This is a genomic window from Micromonospora pattaloongensis (genome assembly GCF_900107255.1).
Lineage (GTDB): Bacteria > Actinomycetota > Actinomycetes > Mycobacteriales > Micromonosporaceae > Micromonospora_I > Micromonospora_I pattaloongensis.
In genome coordinates, this window is sequence record NZ_FNPH01000001.1 from 878,954 (window position 1) to 900,293 (window position 21,340).

The 21,340-nt window shown below is 71.3% G+C and carries 15 protein-coding genes and 2 tRNA genes; 7 read left to right on the top strand and 10 right to left on the bottom strand.

The annotated features are described in order from the left end of the window. Positions 1–209 precede the first annotated feature (209 nt). Positions 210–2,507, bottom strand: a complete 2,298-nt coding sequence (locus tag BLW47_RS04245; protein ID WP_175543491.1) for a peptidoglycan recognition protein family protein — start codon at positions 2,505–2,507, stop codon at positions 210–212. 239 nt (positions 2,508–2,746) lie between these two features. On the opposite strand from BLW47_RS04245, the gene BLW47_RS04250 reads away from it, so the two are divergent. The 3 genes from BLW47_RS04250 to BLW47_RS04265 all read left to right on the top strand — a co-directional run bounded on the left by BLW47_RS04250 (position 2,747) and on the right by BLW47_RS04265 (position 4,842). Continuing rightward, positions 2,747–3,319, top strand: a complete 573-nt coding sequence (locus tag BLW47_RS04250; RefSeq protein WP_091551568.1) for a GNAT family N-acetyltransferase — start codon at positions 2,747–2,749, stop codon at positions 3,317–3,319. Between the two features lie 38 nt (positions 3,320–3,357). Further along, positions 3,358–3,921 carry a dihydrofolate reductase family protein gene (locus tag BLW47_RS04255; protein ID WP_091551570.1) on the top strand — a complete coding sequence of 188 codons (564 nt, stop codon included), beginning with the start codon at positions 3,358–3,360 and terminating at the stop codon, positions 3,919–3,921. A gap of 189 nt (positions 3,922–4,110) precedes the next feature. Further along, positions 4,111–4,842 (top strand): alpha/beta hydrolase family protein, encoded by a 732-nt coding sequence (locus tag BLW47_RS04265; RefSeq protein WP_091551573.1) that lies wholly within the window; start codon positions 4,111–4,113, stop codon positions 4,840–4,842. 163 nt (positions 4,843–5,005) lie between these two features. Here BLW47_RS04265 and BLW47_RS04270 read toward each other — a convergent pair whose 3' ends face one another. Both BLW47_RS04270 and BLW47_RS04275 read right to left on the bottom strand, forming a co-directional pair. Beyond that, on the bottom strand, positions 5,006–6,229 hold the full coding sequence (locus tag BLW47_RS04270; RefSeq protein ID WP_245736330.1) for a M48 family metalloprotease: 1,224 nt from the start codon (positions 6,227–6,229) through the stop codon (positions 5,006–5,008). A 304-nt stretch (positions 6,230–6,533) separates the two neighbouring features. Then, positions 6,534–8,786 (bottom strand): ATP-binding protein, encoded by a 2,253-nt coding sequence (locus BLW47_RS04275; protein ID WP_175543492.1) that lies wholly within the window; start codon positions 8,784–8,786, stop codon positions 6,534–6,536. Between the two features lie 917 nt (positions 8,787–9,703). Here BLW47_RS04275 and BLW47_RS04285 point away from each other — a divergent pair. Next, positions 9,704–10,213, top strand: a complete 510-nt coding sequence (locus tag BLW47_RS04285) for a hypothetical protein (RefSeq protein ID WP_245736332.1) — start codon at positions 9,704–9,706, stop codon at positions 10,211–10,213. Positions 10,214–10,521: 308 nt separating this feature from the next. On the opposite strand, the gene BLW47_RS04290 is transcribed toward BLW47_RS04285, so the two are convergent. Then, positions 10,522–10,594 (bottom strand) — tRNA-Arg (locus tag BLW47_RS04290). 35 nt (positions 10,595–10,629) lie between these two features. Continuing rightward, a tRNA-Ser gene (locus BLW47_RS04295) sits at positions 10,630–10,720 on the bottom strand. Between the two features lie 221 nt (positions 10,721–10,941). On the opposite strand from BLW47_RS04295, the gene BLW47_RS25760 reads away from it, so the two are divergent. After that, entirely contained in the window at positions 10,942–12,195 is a 1,254-nt protein-coding gene (locus BLW47_RS25760) for a hypothetical protein (protein ID WP_281247229.1), read from the top strand. Here the strand turns inward: BLW47_RS25760 and BLW47_RS04310 are convergent. Then, positions 12,182–12,952, bottom strand: a complete 771-nt coding sequence (locus BLW47_RS04310) for a CPBP family intramembrane glutamic endopeptidase (protein WP_091551586.1) — start codon at positions 12,950–12,952, stop codon at positions 12,182–12,184. The two genes, BLW47_RS25760 and BLW47_RS04310, sit on opposite strands and share 14 nt — an antisense overlap. Before the next feature lie 21 nt (positions 12,953–12,973). Then, entirely contained in the window at positions 12,974–13,606 is a 633-nt protein-coding gene (locus BLW47_RS04315) for a pyridoxamine 5'-phosphate oxidase family protein (RefSeq protein ID WP_091551588.1), read from the bottom strand. Between the two features lie 261 nt (positions 13,607–13,867). On the opposite strand from BLW47_RS04315, the gene BLW47_RS04320 reads away from it, so the two are divergent. Continuing rightward, on the top strand, positions 13,868–14,983 hold the full coding sequence (locus BLW47_RS04320) for a globin domain-containing protein (RefSeq protein ID WP_091551590.1): 1,116 nt from the start codon (positions 13,868–13,870) through the stop codon (positions 14,981–14,983). Positions 14,984–14,992: 9 nt separating this feature from the next. Here the strand turns inward: BLW47_RS04320 and BLW47_RS04325 are convergent, their stop codons facing one another. After that, entirely contained in the window at positions 14,993–16,540 is a 1,548-nt protein-coding gene (locus BLW47_RS04325; protein ID WP_091551592.1) for a peptide deformylase, read from the bottom strand. 492 nt (positions 16,541–17,032) lie between these two features. On the opposite strand from BLW47_RS04325, the gene BLW47_RS04330 reads away from it, so the two are divergent. Further along, a complete protein-coding gene (locus BLW47_RS04330) occupies positions 17,033–17,755 on the top strand; it encodes an IucA/IucC family C-terminal-domain containing protein (protein WP_091552538.1) in 723 nt (240 codons plus the stop codon). A 58-nt stretch (positions 17,756–17,813) separates the two neighbouring features. On the opposite strand, the gene BLW47_RS04335 is transcribed toward BLW47_RS04330, so the two are convergent. Further along, positions 17,814–19,589, bottom strand: a complete 1,776-nt coding sequence (locus BLW47_RS04335; protein ID WP_245736334.1) for a DUF6311 domain-containing protein — start codon at positions 19,587–19,589, stop codon at positions 17,814–17,816. 492 nt (positions 19,590–20,081) lie between these two features. Next, a complete protein-coding gene (locus tag BLW47_RS04340; protein ID WP_091551595.1) occupies positions 20,082–20,615 on the bottom strand; it encodes a YbhB/YbcL family Raf kinase inhibitor-like protein in 534 nt (177 codons plus the stop codon). Positions 20,616–21,340: the final 725 nt, after the last annotated feature.

Here is a 21,340-nt window from a genome sequence, read left to right on the forward strand (position 1 = left end):
ACCGCGACGGGCGGTGCACTCCCCCGGGTGGAGACGCGACCCGACCGCGCCGACCCGGTGTCCCCGGTGTTGCCGCCGGGCGCGTCCCAGGCCCCTCGCCGTCGAGAGTGGACGTCGCGGCTGCGGCGGTCGGCTACGGACCACGAAAGACGCCGGCGCCCGCGTCGGGATGACGCGGGCGCCGGCGCGATGTCGGCTCGTGCTCCGGGCTACCGGATGTACGCGATGCCGTCCGTGGTGACGCGGGGGCGGCCGGAGGTGCCGGCCACCACGATCTTGATCGTATGGGCCGCGCTGGTGGCCCAGTCGATGGTCCAGACGGCCTGTCGGTGCCCGGCCGTGCTCGACCCCAGGTCGAGCGTGTCCACCTGCTCGCCGTCGACGTAGAGGTGCACCCGGCCGGAGCCGGAGACGTTCGACGCGATGAACGACGCCGACCGGCCGGTGAAGCTCCAGGTCAGCGACGCGTTCGCCGCCGTGCTGGTCAGCGCGGACCCATCGAGGTAGCCGCTGCCGGTGGCGGTGCTCCACGTACCGGTGCGGGTGGCCGCGGCCTCGCTGACCAGGACGGGGGTCCACGCCGTCGACGCGGACGCCGTGTTGCCGGCCAGGTCCTTGGCGGTCATGCTCCAGGTGCTCGCCGCGCCCGGCTTGACCGTCGTCGACACACTCAGGGCCTTCGGCGAGAACGTGCGGGCCGACGGCGCGGTGAGAGCGACCGAATCCAGCGCGATGTTGTCGGTGGCGTACCAGGTCAGGGTGGCGGGAACGGCCGTGGCGGTGACCGTGCCGGTGCGCATCCGCAGCTGCGGCCGGCGGACAAACCTCGGCGCGGCCGTCTCGACCACGACGGTCTGCGCGGCCGTGGTGGCGGTGGCGCCCCGGAGGTGGACGCCGCGGACCTGCACGGTGTGCTGACCGTCGGGGACGGTCACGGCCGCCGTACGGTCGGTCGCGCGGGTGGTAGCGGCGACCTTGCCGTCGATCAGGAGCTCGAAGCGGGACATCAGGCTGCTCGGGGTGTTCACGGACCAGGAGGCGGTGACGTTGCCCGTGGTGTAGTGGACCTTGCCGGACCTGGTGGTGGGGGTGAGCCCGGTCAGCGTCAGTCCGGACACGCCGGCGGCCCTGGTGCGGATCGTCGGAAGCTGCCGGTACAACGCTTCGCCGGGGCACTCCGTGGCGTAGCCGTCGCGGTGGCCGGAGATCCGGAACATCTCCACCCGGTCGCCCTGGTTGAACTTGCCGTTGCTCAGCCCGGCGGTCATCATCACCTTCCCCGCCGGGTCGTACCCGTACAGGCCGAGCTTGTACGCCGCGAGACTCGCGATCGCGTCCTGGACCGCGGTGTTCACCCCGGCGTCGATGTAGGTGCCGAGGACCGCGATGCCGGTCGTGTCGGTGTTGAAGCCGAGGGTGTGTGCCCCGAGCACCGGCTTGTCGATCCCGCCGGCGTGGCCCTCGAAGAGCGTGCCGCACTTGTCGACCAGGAAGTTGTAACCGATGTCCTCCCAGCCGTTGGTCTGCACGTGGTACGTCTGGATCGCCCGGATGATCGAGGCGGATTCGCTGCAGTTGTAGGTGTTGCTACCGGCGGTGTGATGGACGAAGACCGCCTTGACCTCCTTGCGGTACTCGGCCGGTCTGGTGATCGCCTCGTTGGCGCCCCACCCCGCCCGCGTGACCATGTTCGGCCGCGGAACGGACTCGGCGGCCGCGGACGCCCGGGTCGCCGTGGTGGCCGGCGCGGGCGTCGACGGGGTCGGCTGGGAGGTCGGGGTCGCCGCGGGCGGCGTGCCCGGCGTCGGGTCGGAGGTCGCCGGCTCGCCGGTCGGCTCGCCGGTCGGCTCACCGGCCGGCGCCGGATCGGCGGGAGTCGGCTCCGCGGCGACCTGACGCACGTTGGCGACCGGCCGCAGGCCCGTCCCCGCGCGCTGGCCGGTGCCGGCCGCGCCGGCCTTGCGGCCCGATGACTCACCCGGGTCCACCAGCTCCAGCCGCAGGCCGTCCGGAAGCTTCTCCGACGTACCCCCGGCCGCCGACGTAACCCGCACCTCGACGCCGTCCGACGGCCCGACCCAGAGCGGGTCCGTGCTGCCCCGCAACCGCCCGCCGGCCCGTGCCGCCGTCCCCTCCGGGCCCCCGTGGCCGTGGCTGTCCAGCTCCTGCCAGCCACGCCAAACCCCGCTGCCGGCCGCGCGAGTACGGATCTTGATCGTGCCGTCGAGGTGAGCGGCGGGGTCACGCCACGAGACACCGACCAGGCTGAACCGCTCGGTGTCGCGCGACGGGATCGTGGCTTCCGGCCGCGCCGCCGCGGCGACCGCCGGGAACTCGACGGTACGCAGCGTCGCGGTGGGCGCCTCTTCGGCTGCGGACGCCTCGTCGACGCCGTCGGCGCCGAACGCCAACGCCACCACGGCCGCGCCGGCCGCCATGGTCGTGGCGGCGACGCCCGCACCGATCCCGGTCGCGCGCCTACTCCAGCGGATCCCCGTCAATCTCAACGTCTTACCTCCACGACCCCGGTGCATAGACGACCGGCTACGGCTTTCGGCGCCGTGATGCTATCGGGATTCCGCCGGCGCCGTGGGCACCTGAGGGTTCGGCCGGAAGGGCGCCGGAGCCGCTGCCGGAGTGCGGCCGGCGCCGCCGACGGCGGCACCGCCAGCGTGGAAGGACGCGATCAGATCCGACAAGGCACCTGCTGGCACGATGACCCGTAAGGCAGATACCGTCGTCCAATGTGACTTCACCTGAGATCACCGTTGCCACCGTGGCAGATCGTGGACGGGTCATCGACTCGTTGGTCGCCGCATTCGCCACCGATCCCGTTCTGCGATATCTATTCCCTGACGAGGCCACCTATCCGCAGCACGCCGCCGCCTTCTTCGGACACCTCTTCGACAAGCGGGTGCACAAGGAAGCGATCTGGACGGTCGGAAACGGGGCCTCGGTCGCGATCTGGGAGCCACCTTCAACCGAGGACGGGGCGCCAGACGAGTGCCTCGCCGCCCAACTCCCCGCCGACACATTCGCGCGCGTTCGTGCCTACGACCAGGCCGTCCACGCCGCGCTGCCGGCCGCGCCGTTCTGGTACCTCGGCGTCTTGGGCACCCACCCCGACTACGCCGGCCGCCGCTGGGGTCATGCCGTCATGGCGGCTGGATTGCGTCGTGCCGCGGCGGACGGCCTGCCGGCGTTCCTGGAGACCAGCAATCCCGCCAACGTTGAGGTGTACCGCCGCGCCGGCTGGGAGGTTCACGGTGTCGTAACGCAACCGCTGCCTATCTGGATCATGCAACAGTCGGCTCGCTAACTGCGAACGGCGGACCTCCTGACGGAAGGCATGGCACTATGCGGAAACTGATCTACGGCATGAACCTGACCCTGGACGGCTACATTTCCGCGCCCGGCGACGACCTCGGCTGGAGCGAGCCGAGCGATGAGCTGTTCCAGTGGTGGCTCGATCAGGAGCGGGAGATCAGCCTGTTTATGTATGGGCGCCGACTGTGGGAGACCATGAGCGCCTACTGGCCGACCGGTGACCTGCAGCCGGGCGCCACCCCGGCGCAGATCGAGTTCGCGCGGAACTGGCGGGACACGCCGAAGGTGGTGTTCTCCTCAACGATCGACAGGGTCGACTGGAACACTCGCCTGGTCACCGGCGACGCGATCGCCGAGATCACCCGGCTCAAGGCCGGGGACGGCGGCCGGATGCGGGTCGCTGGCGCAACGCTCGCCGGCGCGGCCATGCGGGCCGGGCTGATCGACGAGTACGAGATCGTCACCCATCCGGTTCTCGTGGGCGGCGGCACACCGTTCTTCAGTGCGCTGGACGGCTGGGTGAACCTGAACCTGGTGGAGACGCGGACGTTTCCCGGCGGCGTGATCCTGACCAGGTACGAGACGAAACGCTGAGCGCGATTCCTTCTCCGCAAAACCCGTTGGCAGGCCACGGCGACCACTGCTACCTTTCCGGAGGCCGTGTCAGAGACCGAGGAGGTGGTACCCGTGAACGTTTCGACGTGGGTGCTCCCCTCTGGGGTCACGGTCGGGCGATAGGTCGTCCGGGAGCGCCGTTCAAGAGCACTCCCGAAAGGCACGACCTTGCGATTCACTTCCGAACGGCGCCTCGACGACGGTGTCCTCGAGCGCGAATTCACCCTCGGCGAGATCCCTGGCATCCTGTGGACGCCCGGATCCGCATCCGCACCGGCGCCGCTGATCCTGGTTGGCCACCCCGGCGGACTGCACATGATGTACCCCCGCCTGGTGGCCCGGGCCCGGCACTCCGCGGCGGAGGGCTTCGCCGCGGCCACCATCGAGCTCCCCGGGAGCGGTGACCGGCCCCGTTCCGCCGCCGCCGAGGAGGCCCGCGCCGACCTGCGTCGGGCGCTGGAAGCCGGCGAGCCGGTCGACGACGAGATCGTCGACCGGCTCGTCCTCCCGCTGGTCGAAAAGGCGGTCCCGGAATGGCGGGCCGCCTTGGACGCCCTCCTTTCGCTGCCCGAGATCGGCGGCCCGGTCGGGTACGCGGGAGGCCTGATAGCCATCGGCCTCCGGCTGGCGGTGGTCGAGCCGCGCATCTCGGCCGCCCTTCTGTTCGCCGGGAGTTTCGTGCCCCGCACCATGTTCGAGGAGGCCCGGCAGGTCACCATTCCGCTGCAGGTCCTGCTGCAGTGGGACGACGAAGGGAACGACCGGCAGCTGGCCCTGGACCTGTTCGACGCCTTCGGCTCCAAGGAGAAGACGCTGCACGCCAATATGGGCGGGCACACCGGCGTCCCGCAGTTCGAGGGGGACGACGGGAACCGGTTCTTCGCCCGGCACCTGAAGTGAGGCGGGGGCGTCAGACAGGGAGCAGACGATAGGAGCAGGTGCACAACCGCCCCGGCCTCGGCGGTACCGGCCGGCCGGGGCGGCGCGTCTGCGGCTTGACGTCGGTGAAGATCGCCGGCGGACGCCCCCTGTGGATAACTGAACGGCCTGTGGATCTGCTACGTCAGGCGTTCCAGGCGAGAGCCCGCCGGGTCCGCTCGTACTCCCGGGACAACTCGGCGTCGATCTGCGCGGCCCGCGGTTCGGTGAGCGCCACCGCCGGCTCCCGCCAGGTGCGCTCGGTGATCATTCGCGCCCGCAGCCCGTTCGGCGGGTGCGTCGCGAAGAGGGACACGTCGTCGCGGATCGACAGCTGGCGCAGCAGCGGCAGCTGCCCGGCGTTCGCGGCCCGTGCCTCGTCCGCCGTCCGACGCCAGCGCGCCGGCCCGTGACCGGCGCGCGCGTCCCGGCGCACCAGCATGTCGATGACGTCGGCCAGCAGAAACGAATCGGAGAGGCTCGCCGCCGCCGCGGAACCGGCCACCCGGGCCGCCATCTCGTCCGCGAGGTACTCGGCGCGCTGGGTGTCGCGCAGGGCAACCCAGAGCAGCAGCAGGTGCGCACCGAACAACAGGCGGGCCATCGTCGCCTGCACCACGTGGGCCAGCAGTGCGCCCACCATCTCCAGCAGACCCGCGCCACGGACCGTGTCGACCGGCCGGACCAGGTCGGCCGCGTTCGCGAGCATGGTGAAGGCCGGCTGGGTCAACAGCAGGCGCCGTGAGTCGCCGTTGACGAAGTGCCCCAGCTCGTGGCCGAGCAGCGCGACCCGTTCCTGCGGCGGCAGCGAGCCCCAGAGCGGCAGCCCGAGGCAGAGCACCCGGCGCCGCCGCACCCCCACGCACGTCGCGTACGCGTTGAGGCGCCCCTCATCGAGCGCCACGATGTCCGGCGTGGGGGCGCCGATGACGGTCGCCACCTCGTCGATCAGCCGGAACAGCGCTGGCGCGCGCTCGCGCGTCAGCACCTCAAGCTCGGGATCGAGCCGACCGAACCGCGGGCGCAGCGTGAACGCCACCGCGAGCGCGACGATGCCGACCAGCATGTTCAGCCCCGGGAACCGGTAAGCCACCAACAGCCACCCGCCGGCCGCCGCGAGCAGGGCGACGGCGGCGAGCAACAGCACCGAGGCCGTCACCGTCACGATCCGCGCCGGTCCGAGGCCACCCTGCTCAAGGGGGCGCTGCGCCAGCGCGGTGAACTGCTGCCGCGTCAGGCGGTAGGCGAGACCATGCGTCCGCCGGTCGATCCACTGCCAGCCGAACTCCGGGCGGTGCCGCTTCGGCTCGTACCGGTCCAGGTTCCACTCGCAGCGCGGGCACCACGGCACGGCCTCACGGATTGTCACGGTTGCCGAGGAACACCGCGCACAACGGTCGGCGGCCGCCTCGCTGATGATCACGGAGGTAGAGAATGCCGGAGGGACGACCGGACCGGAACGGCCCGTTCGGGCGATGCGCCTGCGGATGTAGAGGCCGGGCTTCGACTATTGGTCGGCAGCTGTCCAACCTGGAGCCTCACACTTATCCATCACCGGGCCTGCCGCACCCGTCCTGAGCTGCAACATCAGCTTGAAAAGTGCTCACGAATGGACGACATCCTGGTCTGCTGAGAACGGGGGTCCGGCCCGACCCACGCGGTCGGGCCGGACCTCAGCCTGACAGTCGCCCCCGCAGTGCTTCGGCGCCTGGGTGACCGAGCCGGTCGAGCAGGCTCAGCGCACGGCGCCAGGCCGCCCGCGCACCCGACAGATCACCAACCACGACTCGGGCGTCACCGAGGTGGAGCAGCACCTCGGCCTGCAAGAACTCGTCGCCGAGCATGGTGAAGAGCCGCAGCGCCCGGCGGTAACATCGCGTCGCGGCGACCTGGTCACCGAGGTGGGCGTGCGCGTAGCCGAGGGTGTCCCAGGCGCTGGCCTCACCGTGCCGGTCACCCACCGCCCGGAGTTGGCGGATGGCGCGGCGGGCGCAACCGCGCGCCGGATGGTACCGGCCGAGCTGGGCGTTACTCCAGGCGATCGAGTTCAACGACTCCGCCGCCGGTCCACGTCGACCTTCGGCCCGGAACAGCACGAACGCCTGGCGTGAGTGCCACATTGCCACCTGGTGCCGACTCGAGCCAGTGAACACCGCGGCGAGGGTTTGCTGCGCCCGCGCCTGCCCAAAGGGGTCGTCGAGAGCGCGGGACAGCTCCAACGCGGATCGGGCCTCGGCCTCCGCCAGGTCGTACCGGGCCAGCCGCAGTTGGGCACGGGCGAGCCCGCGGTGGGCGTAGGACTGCCCGACCTGATCGGCTGCCGCCCGCGCGGCGGTCAGCGCGGCACGCTGCATGGAAACCTGCTCCCTCCACCGGCCACTGCGTTGTAGGTAGGTGGTGACCGCCCAGGCCAGCCGCCAGGCGTGGGCACCACGGCCGGTCACGCCGGCCCATTCGACGACCCGCAGCAGGGTCGGGAGTTCCCGGGCGAACCACGTTGCGGCGCTGGCTGCCCCGCCCACCGGCGAGGTCACCACCCCGGCCCCGAGCGGCCAGGCCGGCAGGCCTTCGCGGCTCGGCTCCAACCGGCGGGCCGAAGCCAGCGCGGTACCCAGGTAGTGGTCGAACATCCGGTGCTCGGCGCAGGCGCGCACCGCGTCCGGTTCGGTTGACCGGACCAGCTCTCGGGCGTAGGCGCGGATCAGATCGTGCAGCGCGAACCGGTCGCCCCCGACTCGCGTGACCAGGCTCGCCTGCACCAACTCAGCCAGTACCGGGCGCACCCGGGCGGCGGGGATGCCGGCGAGACTCGCTGCCAGGGCCACCGTGAATTCGGCCCCCGGGTGCAGTCCCAGCAGCCGGAACAGCCGGGCGGCCGACCCCGTCAGCACCCCGTGGGACAGCGAGAAAAGCGTCCGCAGGTCGGTCGCCGGGTCAACTCCGGCGAACGGGTGCAACTCGCCGTCGGACGACCGTAGCTCGGCGGCGAGGTCGCGCAACCGCAGCTCCGGCTCGGTGGTGATCCGGGCCGCGACCACCGCCAGCGCCAGCGGCAGCCGGGCACACCGCTCGATGATTTCCGCGGTGGCGGCCGGCTCGGTCGCCAATCGGGCCGGCCCCAGACGCCTGGTGAGCAACGCGTACGACTCGGCGGCGGTGAGCATGTCCAGCGGCATCGACCAGGCGCCGTGTCCGACCACCAGGCCGGCCAGCCGGCTCCGGCTGGTGACCAGGACCAGGCAGCCGGAGGTGCCGGGCAACAGCGGTCGGACCTGTTCGGCGTCGCGGGCGTTGTCCAGCACGAGCAGCATCCGGCGCTGGACCAACAGGCTGCGCAGCAGCGCGTCCTGCGCCGGCACCTCGACCGGCATCCGGGCCGGCGACACGCCGAGAGCACCGAGCAGCGTCCGCAACGCCTCCTCTCCGGCCATCGACGCGCCGTCCCCCTCCCATCCGCGCAGGTTGACGTAGAGCTTCCCGTCCGGGAACCGATCAGCCACCTGATGCGCCCAGTGGACGGCCAGGGTGGTCTTCCCGACACCGGCCATGCCGGAGATGGCCACCACGGTCGTCCGCGGCGCGGCCGAATCGAGCAGGGCGGTGAGCCGGTGCAGCTCTGCACACCTGCCGACGAAGTACTCGGCGTCGGCGGGCAACTGTCCGGGCACCGGCCAGTCCGCCAGGGAGCTCGGATCAGCGGGTCGCCGCCGTCGCGTTGAAAGCAGATCAGAGCAGAACCGGTCTCGCTCGGCCCCCGAGAGGGCGAAGGCGTCGGCGAGCAGCCGCACGGTGCTCGGCCGGGGGCGCGCAACCCTGCCGGCCTCGATGTCACGGATACCTCGCACGCTGACGCCGACGCGCGCGGCCAACTCCTCCTGGCTGATCCCCAGCCGCTCCCGATGCGTCCGAACGATCGCACCGAGCACGTGACCTCCAGGCATCGACGTACATCAGCAATTATCCCGGTTCGCGACACCGATGGGCAATGCCTCCCCACGCCACCGGCCAACTCGCCGCACCCGTAAAGCGGGCGCCCGCGCGGCGCGGCCGCGTCACGGCCCGGTAGTCCTGCGGCGTGCTCCCCCGGGTACGCCGACGCCATCGCCCCTGACAGTTGCGGCTCAGGCCAGCACCGGCCGCCGCTGAAGCGGAGGGGCACCAACGGAGCCTTGTCCCAAAGATGAGAGAAGCGGCCGAAAAGGCGGGAAAGAAGAAGGCCGCATGGCTCCTCCCCCGCTCACCTCGTCGGCAGCTCTCCGCCGATGTTCACTTGGTGGCGGTTGGTTGCGCTTCGCTGGGTCGAGCTGGGGTCACCTGGCCCTGACCCTGCGTAGCCTCACTTCCCCGGCGATCGTAGGCTCGCCGCATGGCGTCGGTGATCGACATGGTGGGACTTGTTTTCGTCGTCGCTCTCCTACTGACCGTCGTGGTGGTCATAGCGATGCGCCTGTTAAAGCCAAAGCGGTCCCGGCCCGATGACGAATCCACTGGTTACCCGCTTCACCCGCCAGTGGACGGGGGCGGCGATGCAGGTGGGGGCAGCGAGTAGTCATTCAAGTGCGAGCAGCGGGTCTTCAGTTTGGGAGAGCGTGCTCAACCGGCCGTGATGGCCGAAACGCCTGCGGCCGGCAGCAGAGCCGAATGCCGCTCGTGCCCGCTCATGACCGCTGCGCGCCACGGTTACTGGCCCGTGGACGGCCCGTCACGGCCACCGGCTTGCACGCGTCCCTGCGGCACGCCGAGTGGTCCGGCCCGAGCCCGGTCCGCCCGCGCGGACCCGGCCTGCGGATTCGACCGCCGGCTTTGTTGATCAATCGGCGGGGTGTCGGTTAGCGTACCGGCCGTGAAGCGCTTTCGGGTTACCTCCACTGTGTTGCTCTGTGCCTCCCTGATGACTCTCGCCGCCTGCGGCGGGGAGGACAGCGCCACCACGGCCGTCTCCACGCCGTCCGCCTCCACGCCGTCCGCCTCCACGGCTTCTTCCTCGACGGCCGCGCCGTCGACGTCGGCGAGCACCACGGCCGCCGCGAGCGACAAGGAGCTCTGCGAGTCCGCCAAGAAGGCGAGCGACGACGGACGGGCGCTGCTCGTCAAGGCCGCGCGGTCCGGCAAGGCGCCGACGCCGGCCGATTTCAAGGAGATCCTGACGGATCTGGAGCAGAAGTTCACCACGGCTGCCGCCGCCGGGGGCGACGGCAAGGTAGCCCGCATCATGAAGCAGTTCGCTGCGGAGGCCGCGAAGGCGGCAGCTGCCGCGGACCCGGGGACCGCCGCCGACAACCCCGCCTTCCTCAAGGTCGGCGCGGACCTCAGCGCCGCCTGCAAGGCGGTCGGAGTCACCGCCACGTTCTGACGGCTTCGCCACCACCGCCAACGCCACTGTCCCCGCGGACCATGTCTGGTCCGCGGGGACGCTGGCATATGGGTAGGTGGGAACGAGACTCGGCTACGAGCGGCCGGCGTACCCGGCTGGTGGTCAGCGAGTTGAATGGAGGGCGACCGGCGCGCGGCGGCCGAAGCCATGAGCAAAGCCTTGTTCGGGGGCTGAGGAGCAGTGGCTCCCAACGTGGTTCCCATGAACCGCCCGGGCGTCTTCGCAGCGCATACGAAAAAGCCCCCGACCTCGCCGTTTTGGCTGGCCGGGGGCTTTCCCCTGTGTTGCGCGCCCGAAGGGACTCGAACCCCTAACCTTCTGATCCGTAGTCAGATGCTCTATCCGTTGAGCTACGGGCGCAGGTGCTCGGTCAGTCTACACAACCAACCTTCGCGCGGAGACTCCGGGATTCGAACCCGGGAGGGGCTTTAAGACCCCAACCGCATTAGCAGTGCGGCGCCATAGACCAGACTAGGCGAAGTCTCCAGGGTGGCCCAGCAGACCACCGCCGGTCGAGAATACAGGTCGGTGACGCCAGACGCCAAAGAGGCCTGCCAGGCGTCGCGGCGACGGGACAGCGGCCCACAAACCTGGGCAGACCGCCCGCCCTCGGTCGCCTGCTCTCCGAGCCACCTGCGACAACACCTGCCGCGGTGCTCGCCCTCCTTCCACCTGGCAAAAGTGAGCGATCGCACTAGGCTGCGTGCATGGAGGAGCAGCCGACCCCCGAGGCGACGTCCGGCCCAACTAAGCCGACACCACGGCCGCGTACCCCGAGGGCCGCGTTCACCCCGCCCGAGGGCGTCCTCGACGAGGGCGCGCCCGCCCGGCCCGCCTCACGCGCGCAGTCCGCTCCGGCCGTGCTGTTCCAGCCGCCCGCGGCGGAGACAGCGCCGGCGACCACGACCGGGCCGGGCCCGGAGACGCCGCCCGCGACGGGCGCGGCGGCAAGCACGGCGCCGAACGTCACCCCCGCAAAGAGGGCCACCCCCGCAAAGAAGGCCACCCCGGCAAAGAGGGCCACCCCCGCGAACAAGGCCACCCCGGCGGAGAAGGTCACCCCGGCGAAGAAGGCCGGCGGGAAGGCCACCCCGACGACGAAGAAGGCGACGCCCGCGAAGGCCACGCCCGCGAAGAAGGCCACGCCCGAGAAGGCCACCCCGGTCAAGAAGGCCAGCCCGGCGAAGAAGGCTGCCGCAGAGAAGCAGGCCGCCGCAGAGAAGCAGGCCGCCGCAGAGAAGCAGGCCGTCGTAGAGAAGCAGGCGGCGGCGACGCCGGCGCCCGCGAAGAAGGCGGTGGTGCCGGCGCAGCCACGTCCCGACGTACCCCGGGAGGTGCCGGACGCGCCCACGGCCCGGCGGCTGCTGACGCATCCCGGCTTCGCGCCGGAGCTGCTCGCGCTCGCGGCCGTGCGGGTCCTCGGACCACACGCCCGCGCCTGGGCCGACGAGCTTCGCGCCACCTATCCCGCGGCCACCGCCGACGGACTGGCGCGGCTCGCCACCCGGCGGTTCGTCGGGCTGTCCCGGGCCGGTGGGGCGCTGTCGGCGACCGCGGGGCTGCTCGCGCCGGTGGCCGAGATCACCGCCGTGGCGTGGACGCAGGCGGCGCTGGTGCTGCATCTGGCCGCCGCGTACGGGCGCGACCCGGCGCATCCGGACCGCGCGGCCGACCTGTTGGTGCTCACCCGGGTGCACCCGGACGAGGAGGTGGCACGGGCGGCGCTGGCGGCCGCGGCAGAGGCGCCGCGCTCCGGTGACGCGCCACTGCACCGGGCCGCCGAGGCGGTCTGGCGGCTGGCCGTTCCGCTTGCCGCGCAGACGGGCGGGTGGCTGGCGCTGCGCCTGGCGGGCCGGCTGCTGCCGGGTGCGGCGGCGCTCGCGGCGGCGGCCGGCGACTCGGCGGCGGCGGAGCGGCTGGCGGCGCGGGCGGTCGCGCGCTACCGGGTCACAGCCAGCTGAACCACTCTCGCGGCAGCAGGGCGTAGCCGACGAACGCCACCACGTCCAGCAGGGTGTGCGCGACGACCAAGGGCAGCACCCGCCGGGTCCGGAGGAAGAAGAGCGCGAAGACGACGCCCATGATCACGTTGCCGATGAATGCCCCGAAGCCCTGGTAGAGGTGGTAGGAGCCGCGCAGCACCGCGCTGGTGGCGATGACGGCGCCGGTCCGCCAGCCGAGTTCGCGGAGCCGGGTCATCAGGTAGCCGACGACCACGACCTCCTCCAGGATGGCGTTCTGGGCGGCCGCGAGGATCAGGACGGGCACGGCCCACCAGAGCTCCGGGAGCGCGGCCGGCACGACGGTGGCGTTGACGCCGAGCCGCGCGGCGAGCCAGAACAGCACCAGCCCCGGCAGTCCGATGCCGGCCGCCAGCGCGGCGCCCCGGGCGAGGTCGGCGGCGGGGTGGCGGGCGTCGAGGCCGAGCGTCGCCCGCGCGTCGCCGCGGTCCCGGTTCAGCAGGTGTACGGCGAGCAGCGCCGGCACCAGCGCGAAGACGATGCCGAGAAGTTGGTAGGTGAGGTCGAGCAGGGGTCGGGACGACTGGGAGGCGTTGAGCGTCGCGGTCTGCTGCGACAGCGGTCGCGCGGCGGTCAGCCGTGCGATCAGCGTCACCGCTGCGTAGATCGCGGACTGCCCGAGGGACACCCCGAGGACGAGCAGCACCTCGGAGCGGAGCGCGGTGCGGGCGCGCCGGGTCTCCAGATCAACCGTCACCCGACCACTGTGCCCGAACGATCAATCCAGCGGGACGCGGGACTGCGGGGTGGCGCGGGCGCCGAAGAAGTCCCCGCCCTTGCGCTTGGCATCGTCGGTCCCCCAGGCGCGGCCCTGCGGGTTCCTGTGGAGCCGGGGAATGTGCTTGGCGCAGTGGATGTACGCCTCTTCCACGCGTACCGCGACCCACCGCTCGGCGCGGCGGCCGGGCACGGGGTCGACGGGGAGCTGCGGGACGTCCAGCCGCATCTCGTCGTCCTCGACGATCTTCGCGGCCCCGTTGACGTGCAGTCCGATGACGTCGCGGAAGAAGTCCACGAAGATGAGGCCGACGTGCGGGTTCTCGCTGATGTTGCCGAGGCTGGCCATCACGCCGTTGCCGCGGTACTCGGGCCAGGCGAGCCACCGCTCGTTGATGACGTAGACGAAGCCGGGGGGACCGGCGCGGAAGGTGTTGTCGCACTCGCCGCGCGCGTCGGCCGTGGCGACGAACATCATCTCCTGGCGGCCGATGAACTCCCGCATCCGCTGGTTGAGGTGGTCGAGGACCTGCTGCTCGTAGAAGCGCTCAGCCCGCTCGGTCGTGCCGTACTGCTGTTGCAGCACATGCTCACCCGCCGAGCCCGGCAGGTGGACAAGCTGACTGCGCTCCATTCACCCCTCCGCTGGGACGTGACATTCGTTACTAAAGGTGCCTGAGGCATAACCACACGTCGCCCACGTTGACACAGGACGTAGGCACCCGCCAGGCGACGTGAAACAATGTCGCACACCCTGTGCGATAGCGGCAGACCGGCGATGCGGCAGTCTTGAACTCGCGTGCACAGGGGCATGGCCACACACCCACGGATCGGTAACCGATCACCGCTCAGTCACGCAGGCATGACGCCGCGTGCCGTCACGAAGAGGGCGTCAATGGGTAACCTCTCACGGCTGCTGAAAGAGAGCTGGACTCTCGTCGAGGAACAGCAGGACAAGGTCGCCGGCTACTTCTACGCTCGGATGTTCCTGTCGAACCCGCACCTGCGTGAACTCTTCCCCGTCCACATGGACGTGCAGCGGGCCCGGCTGCTCGGCGCGATCGTGACCGCCGTGCAGACGATCGACGACCCGGAGCGGTTCGACGAGTACCTGCGGTCGCTCGGCCGCGACCACCGCAAGTTCCGCGTGGAGCCCGAGCACTACAACGTGGTCCGGGACGCGCTGCTGGAGGCGTTCCGCACGTTCGCGGGCGAGCAGTGGAGCATCGAGTACGACCAGGCGTGGATCGACGCGTACGACCTGATCGCCCGCAAGATGCTGTCGGGCGCGGCCGACGACCCGAACCCGCCGTTCTGGCACGCCCAGGTGATCACGCACGAGCGGCGTAGCCGCGACATCGCCGTCTTCACCTGCCGACCGCTGCAGTATCCGCTGGACTACCGGGCGGGGCAGTACGTCAGCGTCGAGGTGCCGCGCTACCAGCCGCGGCTGTGGCGCACGTACTCGATGGCGAACGCGCCGAACGAGGACAACCTGATGGAGTTCCACGTCCGGGCACTCGGCGCCGGGTGGGTCTCCAGCGCGCTCGTCCGCCGGATCCAGCCGGGCGATCTGCTGCGGCTCGCGGCCCCGATGGGGTCGATGACGCTGGATCGCAAGTCCACCCGCGACATCGTCTGCGTCGCCGGCGGCACCGGGCTCGCCCCGATCAAGGCGATCATCGACGAGCTGACCCGGTACAACCGGACGCGGTGGGTGCACGTCTTCTACGGCGCGCGGGACCGGGACGACCTGTACGACCTCGAGGCGCTGAACCAACTCGCCGCGCACTACCCGTGGTTGACCATCGTGCCGGCGTGCAGCGACGATCCGGGCTTCCCCGGCGAGCACGGCAACGTCTCCGAGGTCGTCGGCCGGTACGGCCCCTGGAACGACCACGACTTCTTCGTCTCCGGCTCGTCGCAGATGGTCAAGGCGACGCTGCGTACCCTGGCGGAGCTGCAGGTGCCGTCGATGCGCATCAAGTACGACGCGTTCGGCGACAGCTGATCGCGGGCGTCAGTAGCGCCAGGGGTGGCCGGTGTCCCGGTACTCCTCGACCGGGATCAGCGGTTCTCCCGGTGCCATCCGGTCGGCGTAGATCCGCCCCTCGAGGTGGTCGACCTCGTGCGCCACGAGGCGCGCCATCGCCTGCTCGAACGAGGTGATCACGCGCCCCCCGTCCCAGCGGGCGTGCTCGACGTCGATCCGCAGTGGCCGCGCCACCAGCCCGCGCACGTCGAAGAAGGACAGGCAGCCCTCGTACTTCTCGTCGGTCTCCCCGGACGCGTCCACGATTCGGGGGTTGAGCAGCACGAGCGGCTCGACCGTACGGTCCGGGGGGCGGATCAGGGCCGCGGCCAGGGGCAGCCCGATCTGGGGCGCGGCGAGCCCGACGCCCTTGCTGAACAGGTGCAGCTCCTCCAGGCGCGCCAGCGTGTCCCGCAGCCGGGCCACGGTGTCGAGCGCGGCGCCCTCGTCCCGGGGCAGGTCGAAGGGGCGGGCCGGCTGCCGCAGCAGGTCGTCGCCGCGCTGGACGATCCCCGCGGCGCGCATCCGCTCACTGGCCCGCGCCCCGCCGGCGGGCGTCGACGCCGATGACGCCCCCCGGTCTGACTGCCCCCGGTCGGGCTGTCCGCGGAACCGCCACTCGAATCGGTAGCGGGCGTTGAGCGGCGGCGCCTCGGTGAACCATTCGAAGACCGCCCGCCCGTCGGCGTCCCGCCGCGCCAGCGGCGTGCGCAGTGGCGCCTCCTCCGACGACAGCGACGTCTCGACCCCCCAGACCTGGGGGTTGAGGCTGAGCGGGAAGTCGAGCCGCACGGTCATCTGCCGGGTGGGCAGCCGGATCGCGCGCTGGAACCACTGTCCCCACTTCTCCTGCCCGACCGTGTACGAGTACTCGATCGTCACGCGGTCGCCGGGGTAGAGCGGGAACCGCCCGTGCGCGTTCTCGAAGAGCAGCCACACCTCCTTGAAGGCGTCCCGGTCGTGCTTCTTGCGCCAGTCCATCGGCTCCCGGGTGTCCCCGTCGTCGCAGTACGCCCGCAGGTCGAGCTCGCTGAAGCTGAGCGGGTGGCGACGGTGGTGCCGGTTGGAGCGCTCGGGGTCGTGCGGGTAGCGGTCGACGGCCACCCTGATCAGGTAGCGGGTGACCGGCTCGGTGCCGGCGTTGTAGAGGGCGCGCCGGACGACGCACCGGTAGGCGCCGTCGACGTAGTCGAGCGAGGCCTCCTCCTGTTCGACGATCAGGCCGGTGCCCGGGGGCAGCCAGTGCTCGGGGACGGGCGGGTCGCGGTGCGGGGGCGGGCCCACCCGGATCCGCCGCAGCTCGTCGTACTGCTGGAAGCGTTGCCAGATCGCGCCCCCCGCGCCGAGCACGGCCTCCGCGCGCCGCGCGAAGTCCTCGGTGGGGCGGTGCCGGCGGCTCTCCACGTGGCAGATGTAGGAGGGGTCGAAACCCATCCGGGCAGCCAGCTGCTTCTTGGTCATGCCCCGCTCGACGCGCCGCTGCGCGAGTTCGGCGGCGAACGTGTCGGCAGCCCGCTCGATGGGCGAGGTGGTCATGGCACGTCCCCTCAGGCCGGGAACCTCAGTGTGCTCGGCGCCGATGGATGGCCAGACAGAAGTGGCGTTTTACCGACATTTTCCTTGACAAGCGCCGCAGACCTGCTCCACGGTGAGCAACGCGCTCGATACGGCAGGTCACCTCGCCGCCGCCTTCCCCCGCCCCGGGTTAGCCGATCATCCCGCCGGGTAGGTCATGTTCAACACCCACCCCCATCCACCCGCGCGTGGCGGAGGCGACGATTTCCGTGGAACCTCTGGTTAGGTTAGCCTTAGCACGCTAAGGTTGCCCTTCGGTGCGACGACATCAGGAGGATGTTTCGAGGTGACAGCGATGAAGCGGGAGCAGACCGGGTCCGTTCCGGGCCGGGTCGCGCGGGTCGCCTCGGCCGGCGTCACCGGTGAGGCCGGCGTCGCCGCGTGACCGCTCTGATCAACCAGTCGACGCAGACCGTCGCGCCTCTCGCGCCGGTCACCGCGACGCTCCGCGCGATGTTCGGCACCGACGATCTGCCCGGTCTGGCGCCGGGTCTGCTGGTCGACGACGAGTACCGCTGGCTGTCCGCCCGCCACCTCGTCGACGGCAGCCGGCTGCCCGAGCTGCTGGACGCCGCGAAGAACCGCTGGCAGGCGTCCCCGCACGCCGCCGCCGCGCTCGCCTGGAAGTCGTACACCTACTGGCTCGCGCTGCCCGCCGTGCTCGGCTGGGCGTCGGCCCGCCGGGTGCCGCTGCTGGACGCCGACGACGTGCTGGTGCACTTCGAGGACCACCGCCCGCTGCTCACCATCGGCCTGCGGCGTTCCGTCACGGTCGCGGTGCTCCCCTCGGATCCGCTGGCGCTCTCCGGCCTGCCGAACGTCCGCGTCGCCGCCGACGAGGCCGACCTGCTGCGGATGCTGCGCGTCTCCCTGCTCGACCGGCACCTGGCGCCGCTGCTGGAGGCGATCCAGGACCGGGTCCGGCTCGGCGGCCGCACGCTGCTCGGCTCGCTGGCCTCCGGGGTGGCCTACGGCGTGCTGCGCGCCGCGGACGCGCTGCCCGGCTCCACCCTGCAGAACGTCGGCGCGCTGCTCACCGCGCTCGACGTGGACGACCTGGTCGAGCTCGTGCCCGGCCCGGCGGGCGAGTTGACCGTGCAGCGCAAGACCTGCTGCCTCGCCTTCACCCTGCCGACGCCCAAGGTCTGCTCCGGCTGCTGCATCCGGCCGTCCTGACCCGCACGCCGCGGCCCCACCGCCCGCGGTCGGCGGACGGCGGGGCGCGTCGTGTCCGTCACCGCAACAGCGGCCGCACGTCCCAGACCCACACCCCGCCGATCCACCGCGGCGCAACGCCGACCAGCTCCGTCATCGCCCGCAGGTGCAGCGCCTCACGCTTCTGCGGCGCCAGGATGACCACCGGCGACCGCCAGTAGCGCAGATCCTCCCGCGCCTGGTCCCGCAGTCTCGGCGTGATCGTGGGCAGTCGGCCGGTGCGCTGGATCGAGGCGAAGAGGCTCGCCGTGGGGCGGGCCGGCGCCGTGAAGATGGCGGTCCGGTCCTTCGGCCGCTTCGGGTCGTTGCGCGGGCCGAGGAAGTAGCCGCGGGGGATCGGCATCTCCAGCCGGGTCTGCGCGGACCAGCGAAGCGGATCGGAGTAGGCCAGCGACGGCAGCGGCAGGGTGGCCACGCTCTGGCCCGCGCCGACGTACTCCCGCCAGGTCCCGGCGGCGATGAACTGCGGTGTCTCCGGCAGCTTCACGCTCGGCAGCGGCGTCGGCGCGATCGGCACCAGCGCCATCGCGAGCCCGGCCCCGGTCGCGAACCGGATCTGCCCGGAAACGTTCGGGTTGCGCTGCGCCAGGGTGCGGCTGTGCTCCCAGGCGATCGCGAGCAGCAGCCCCACGACCGGCGCGATGGCCAGGGCCCATCGGGTCGGCACCACCGAGTTGAGCACCGGCACGTTCGTCATCAGCCGCCACACCGACGGGATGTCCGTCCGGTGCCCGGCGAACCGGACGTAGGGGCCCAGCGAGAGCGCCGCGAAGACGGCCCCGACCACCGCCAGGGCCAGCACGGTCGGGGTACGCCGCAGCCACAGCACGATCGCGCCGACGAGAATGATGAGCGGCCAGCCGAAGAACGCGTTCTCCTCGGTCGGGTTCTGCGCCAGTCCGGCCGCTGTGGCCGGGCTCCCGGCGAGCGACTCGCGGGCGAAGGCCACGAACGACGCGGCGTCGGCACCGTACCGGCGGATATCCGGCGGCAGGCCGTGGTAGGCCTGCGGGCCGAAGAACTGCACGTAGATCGGGTACGCCAGCAGCGCGCCGGCGACCACGGCGGCGACCGCGAGCCCGGCGGCGAACGTCCGGGCGTCGCGGCGCAGATCCCGCCGCAGCAGCGCGAGCATCCCGACGAAGAGCCCGAGTCCGACCGCCGTCAGCAGCAGGATCTCGAGGTTGATGAACGCCTGCCAGACGATCGCCAGCGCGAGCAGCAGGCCGTTGCGCAGCCAGCGTCCGGGCTCGCGCAGCCGGAGCGTACGCCAGATGATCACCGGCACCAGGAACTGCGCGACGATGTTGGGGTGCGCGTTCGAGTGCGACACCATGCTCGGCGCGAACCCGCAGAACAGCGCCCCGATCCACGCGGCGGCCCGGGAGCGCACAATGAATCGGGAGAGCACGAAATACCAGGAGGTCGCGGTGGCGATCAGGGCTCCGGTGAGAAATACGTTGAAAGCCACGTGCGGACCGAACGCCAGTGTTATCGGCGACATCGGAATGGAAATGCCGAGTACCGAAGTGTTCGCCATCATGTTCACGCCGTCGGGCACGTTCATCTGTGTGGAGACGAATGGATACGTGAATGCGGTCACGACGCGGGCGCCGTGCGCCAGCATCCATTCGAAGAACGCCTGATCCATCGGGTTGTCCGCGACGCCGTGCCGGGGATGCCGCCACAGCCGGGCGGTGACCCAGAACGAGAGCAGGACGAAGCTCGCCACCGCGGCGAGGTCAGGCAGCCAGCGGCGGGGGTGGGGTTCGGGGTCGGGCGGGGGTTCGGTCACGGACGGGAGCTCCCGCCGGGTCTGCTGCGGGCGACCACCGAGGGCCTTGATGATGATTTTCAGCGGCTTCGGGCCATCCCCTGATGTCGTCACCGTCTCAAGCGCCTGATCCTGTGTGTCGGTGGCGGGCGGCCCGCCCAGGTTCGGGGTGGTCATAACGGGCGCAGCCTCGCCGAGCACCTGGTGCCCATGTCGGTATCCCTCCGCGAGATGAGTGCGCACGGGATCACGCGCGATGCCGCATTAACCCGCGCTGGCCCGGCGAATCGGTAGGTCCGCCCACATGATGGCCCAGCCATTCTTGATCGAATTGCCGGTTGGCCGACTTATCAGGGGCGCAGGGATAAAACCGCGGAATTCCGTGGGAATGGCCAAATCGGGTGAGGTGACCGGGTACCGTTACGAGAACTTCTCACGTGCCCCCGCGGGCGCGGGCGGCGGTCGGTCCCCGGCGCGGCTTCGGCGCGCGCCGGGGACCGCGGGGCCCGGTCGTCAGTCCGTGATCTGGTACGTCGGCCGCAGCGTAGCGCGGGCGAGCGTGTGGAAGGCGAGGTTGAAGCCGACGTAGGCGGGGCTCGACTCGGCCGTTACCGGCAGCTCGTCCACGTCGACGGCGTGCACCGCGAAGACGTACCGGTGCGGGCGGTCGCCCGGTGGCGGGGCGGCGCCGCCGTACCCGAGTGCGCCGTAGTCGTTGCGGACCGAGACCGCGCCCGCGCTCGCCTCGCTGCCGGCGTTGCGCGGCAACTGCGTCACCTGCACCGGGACGTTGGCCAGCACCCAGTGCCAGAAGCCACTGCCGGTCGGGGCGTCCGGGTCGAAGCAGGTCACCACGAAGCTGCGCGTCTCGGCCGGGAAGCCCGACCAGGTGAGCTGCGGCGAGACGTTGTCGCCGCCGACACTGTCGTGGGCGAACACGCTCTCCATCGGCTGCCCGTCCCGCACGTCCTCGCTGGTCAGCTCGAACGACGGCACGGCGGGCAACAGGTCGTACGGATCGGGGGCCATCGGGCGTTCAAGAGTCATGCGCCAATCCTTCCGTAATGGGACTACCGGCGCGTTATCTCCCCACAAGCGATCGCGCCCATGCACGCCCCGCGGTTTCGGTACAAGCTCAGCCATTGCCCACTGCAACATCCAGCACCCGTCGGGCCGACAGTGCGGGCACTCGCTCGATTCGTGTTGACGGACGACCAGACGAGCCGCCCAGGCGATGTCGCTGGCTGTCGGCGGCCCATCGTGCATCAAAGGCGCTTCCACAGCGGGCTCGTGACGACAACCAGGAAGATCACGAGGAGTAACGCACCCGGCCACCCGGTCCGCAGCAACATCCGGATCATGACGGATCCATGGGGCGCTGCCGGATGCCGTAGAGCTGACGCATCCCCATCGTGATCAGAGGAGTGTCCGAGATCATCAACGTCACGGCGTCCCAGGCCGGGCGTTCTGTCGGCGCGCAGCCCGGGGCGCTCGCGCCGCGTCTCCGGGCATAACTCGTCGCGGGACCGACCATGTCGACCGGTTCGTCGCGTCGCTGGAACCATTTCCATCTGCGCATGTCGTCACCTCCAGCGCGGAGGCGCGGTGGTCCGCCACGGGGGACATGCGGACCACCGCGCCCGGATGAGGCGGGCGCCTACGGGATGAGGGACCGCAGGCACCTCGCCTTGGGGCGGCCGTCGACGGGCGAGCGGCTACGGGGCTCGGCCTCGGTGCGACGCGCGATCAGACGACCGTGAGGTGACACTACG

Excerpts from the sequence above, each read along its gene's own strand:
- BLW47_RS04255 (WP_091551570.1), top strand. The coding sequence starts at position 3,358 with ATGCGGAAACTGATCTACGGCATGAACCTGACCCTGGACGGCTACATT.
- BLW47_RS25760 (WP_281247229.1), top strand. The coding sequence starts at position 10,942 with ATGGAGGAGCAGCCGACCCCCGAGGCGACGTCCGGCCCAACTAAGCCG.
- BLW47_RS04315 (WP_091551588.1), bottom strand. The coding sequence starts at position 13,606 with ATGGAGCGCAGTCAGCTTGTCCACCTGCCGGGCTCGGCGGGTGAGCAT.
- BLW47_RS04320 (WP_091551590.1), top strand. The coding sequence starts at position 13,868 with ATGGGTAACCTCTCACGGCTGCTGAAAGAGAGCTGGACTCTCGTCGAG.
- BLW47_RS04325 (WP_091551592.1), bottom strand. The coding sequence starts at position 16,540 with ATGACCACCTCGCCCATCGAGCGGGCTGCCGACACGTTCGCCGCCGAA.
- BLW47_RS04330 (WP_091552538.1), top strand. The coding sequence starts at position 17,033 with ATGTTCGGCACCGACGATCTGCCCGGTCTGGCGCCGGGTCTGCTGGTC.
- BLW47_RS04340 (WP_091551595.1), bottom strand. The coding sequence starts at position 20,615 with ATGACTCTTGAACGCCCGATGGCCCCCGATCCGTACGACCTGTTGCCC.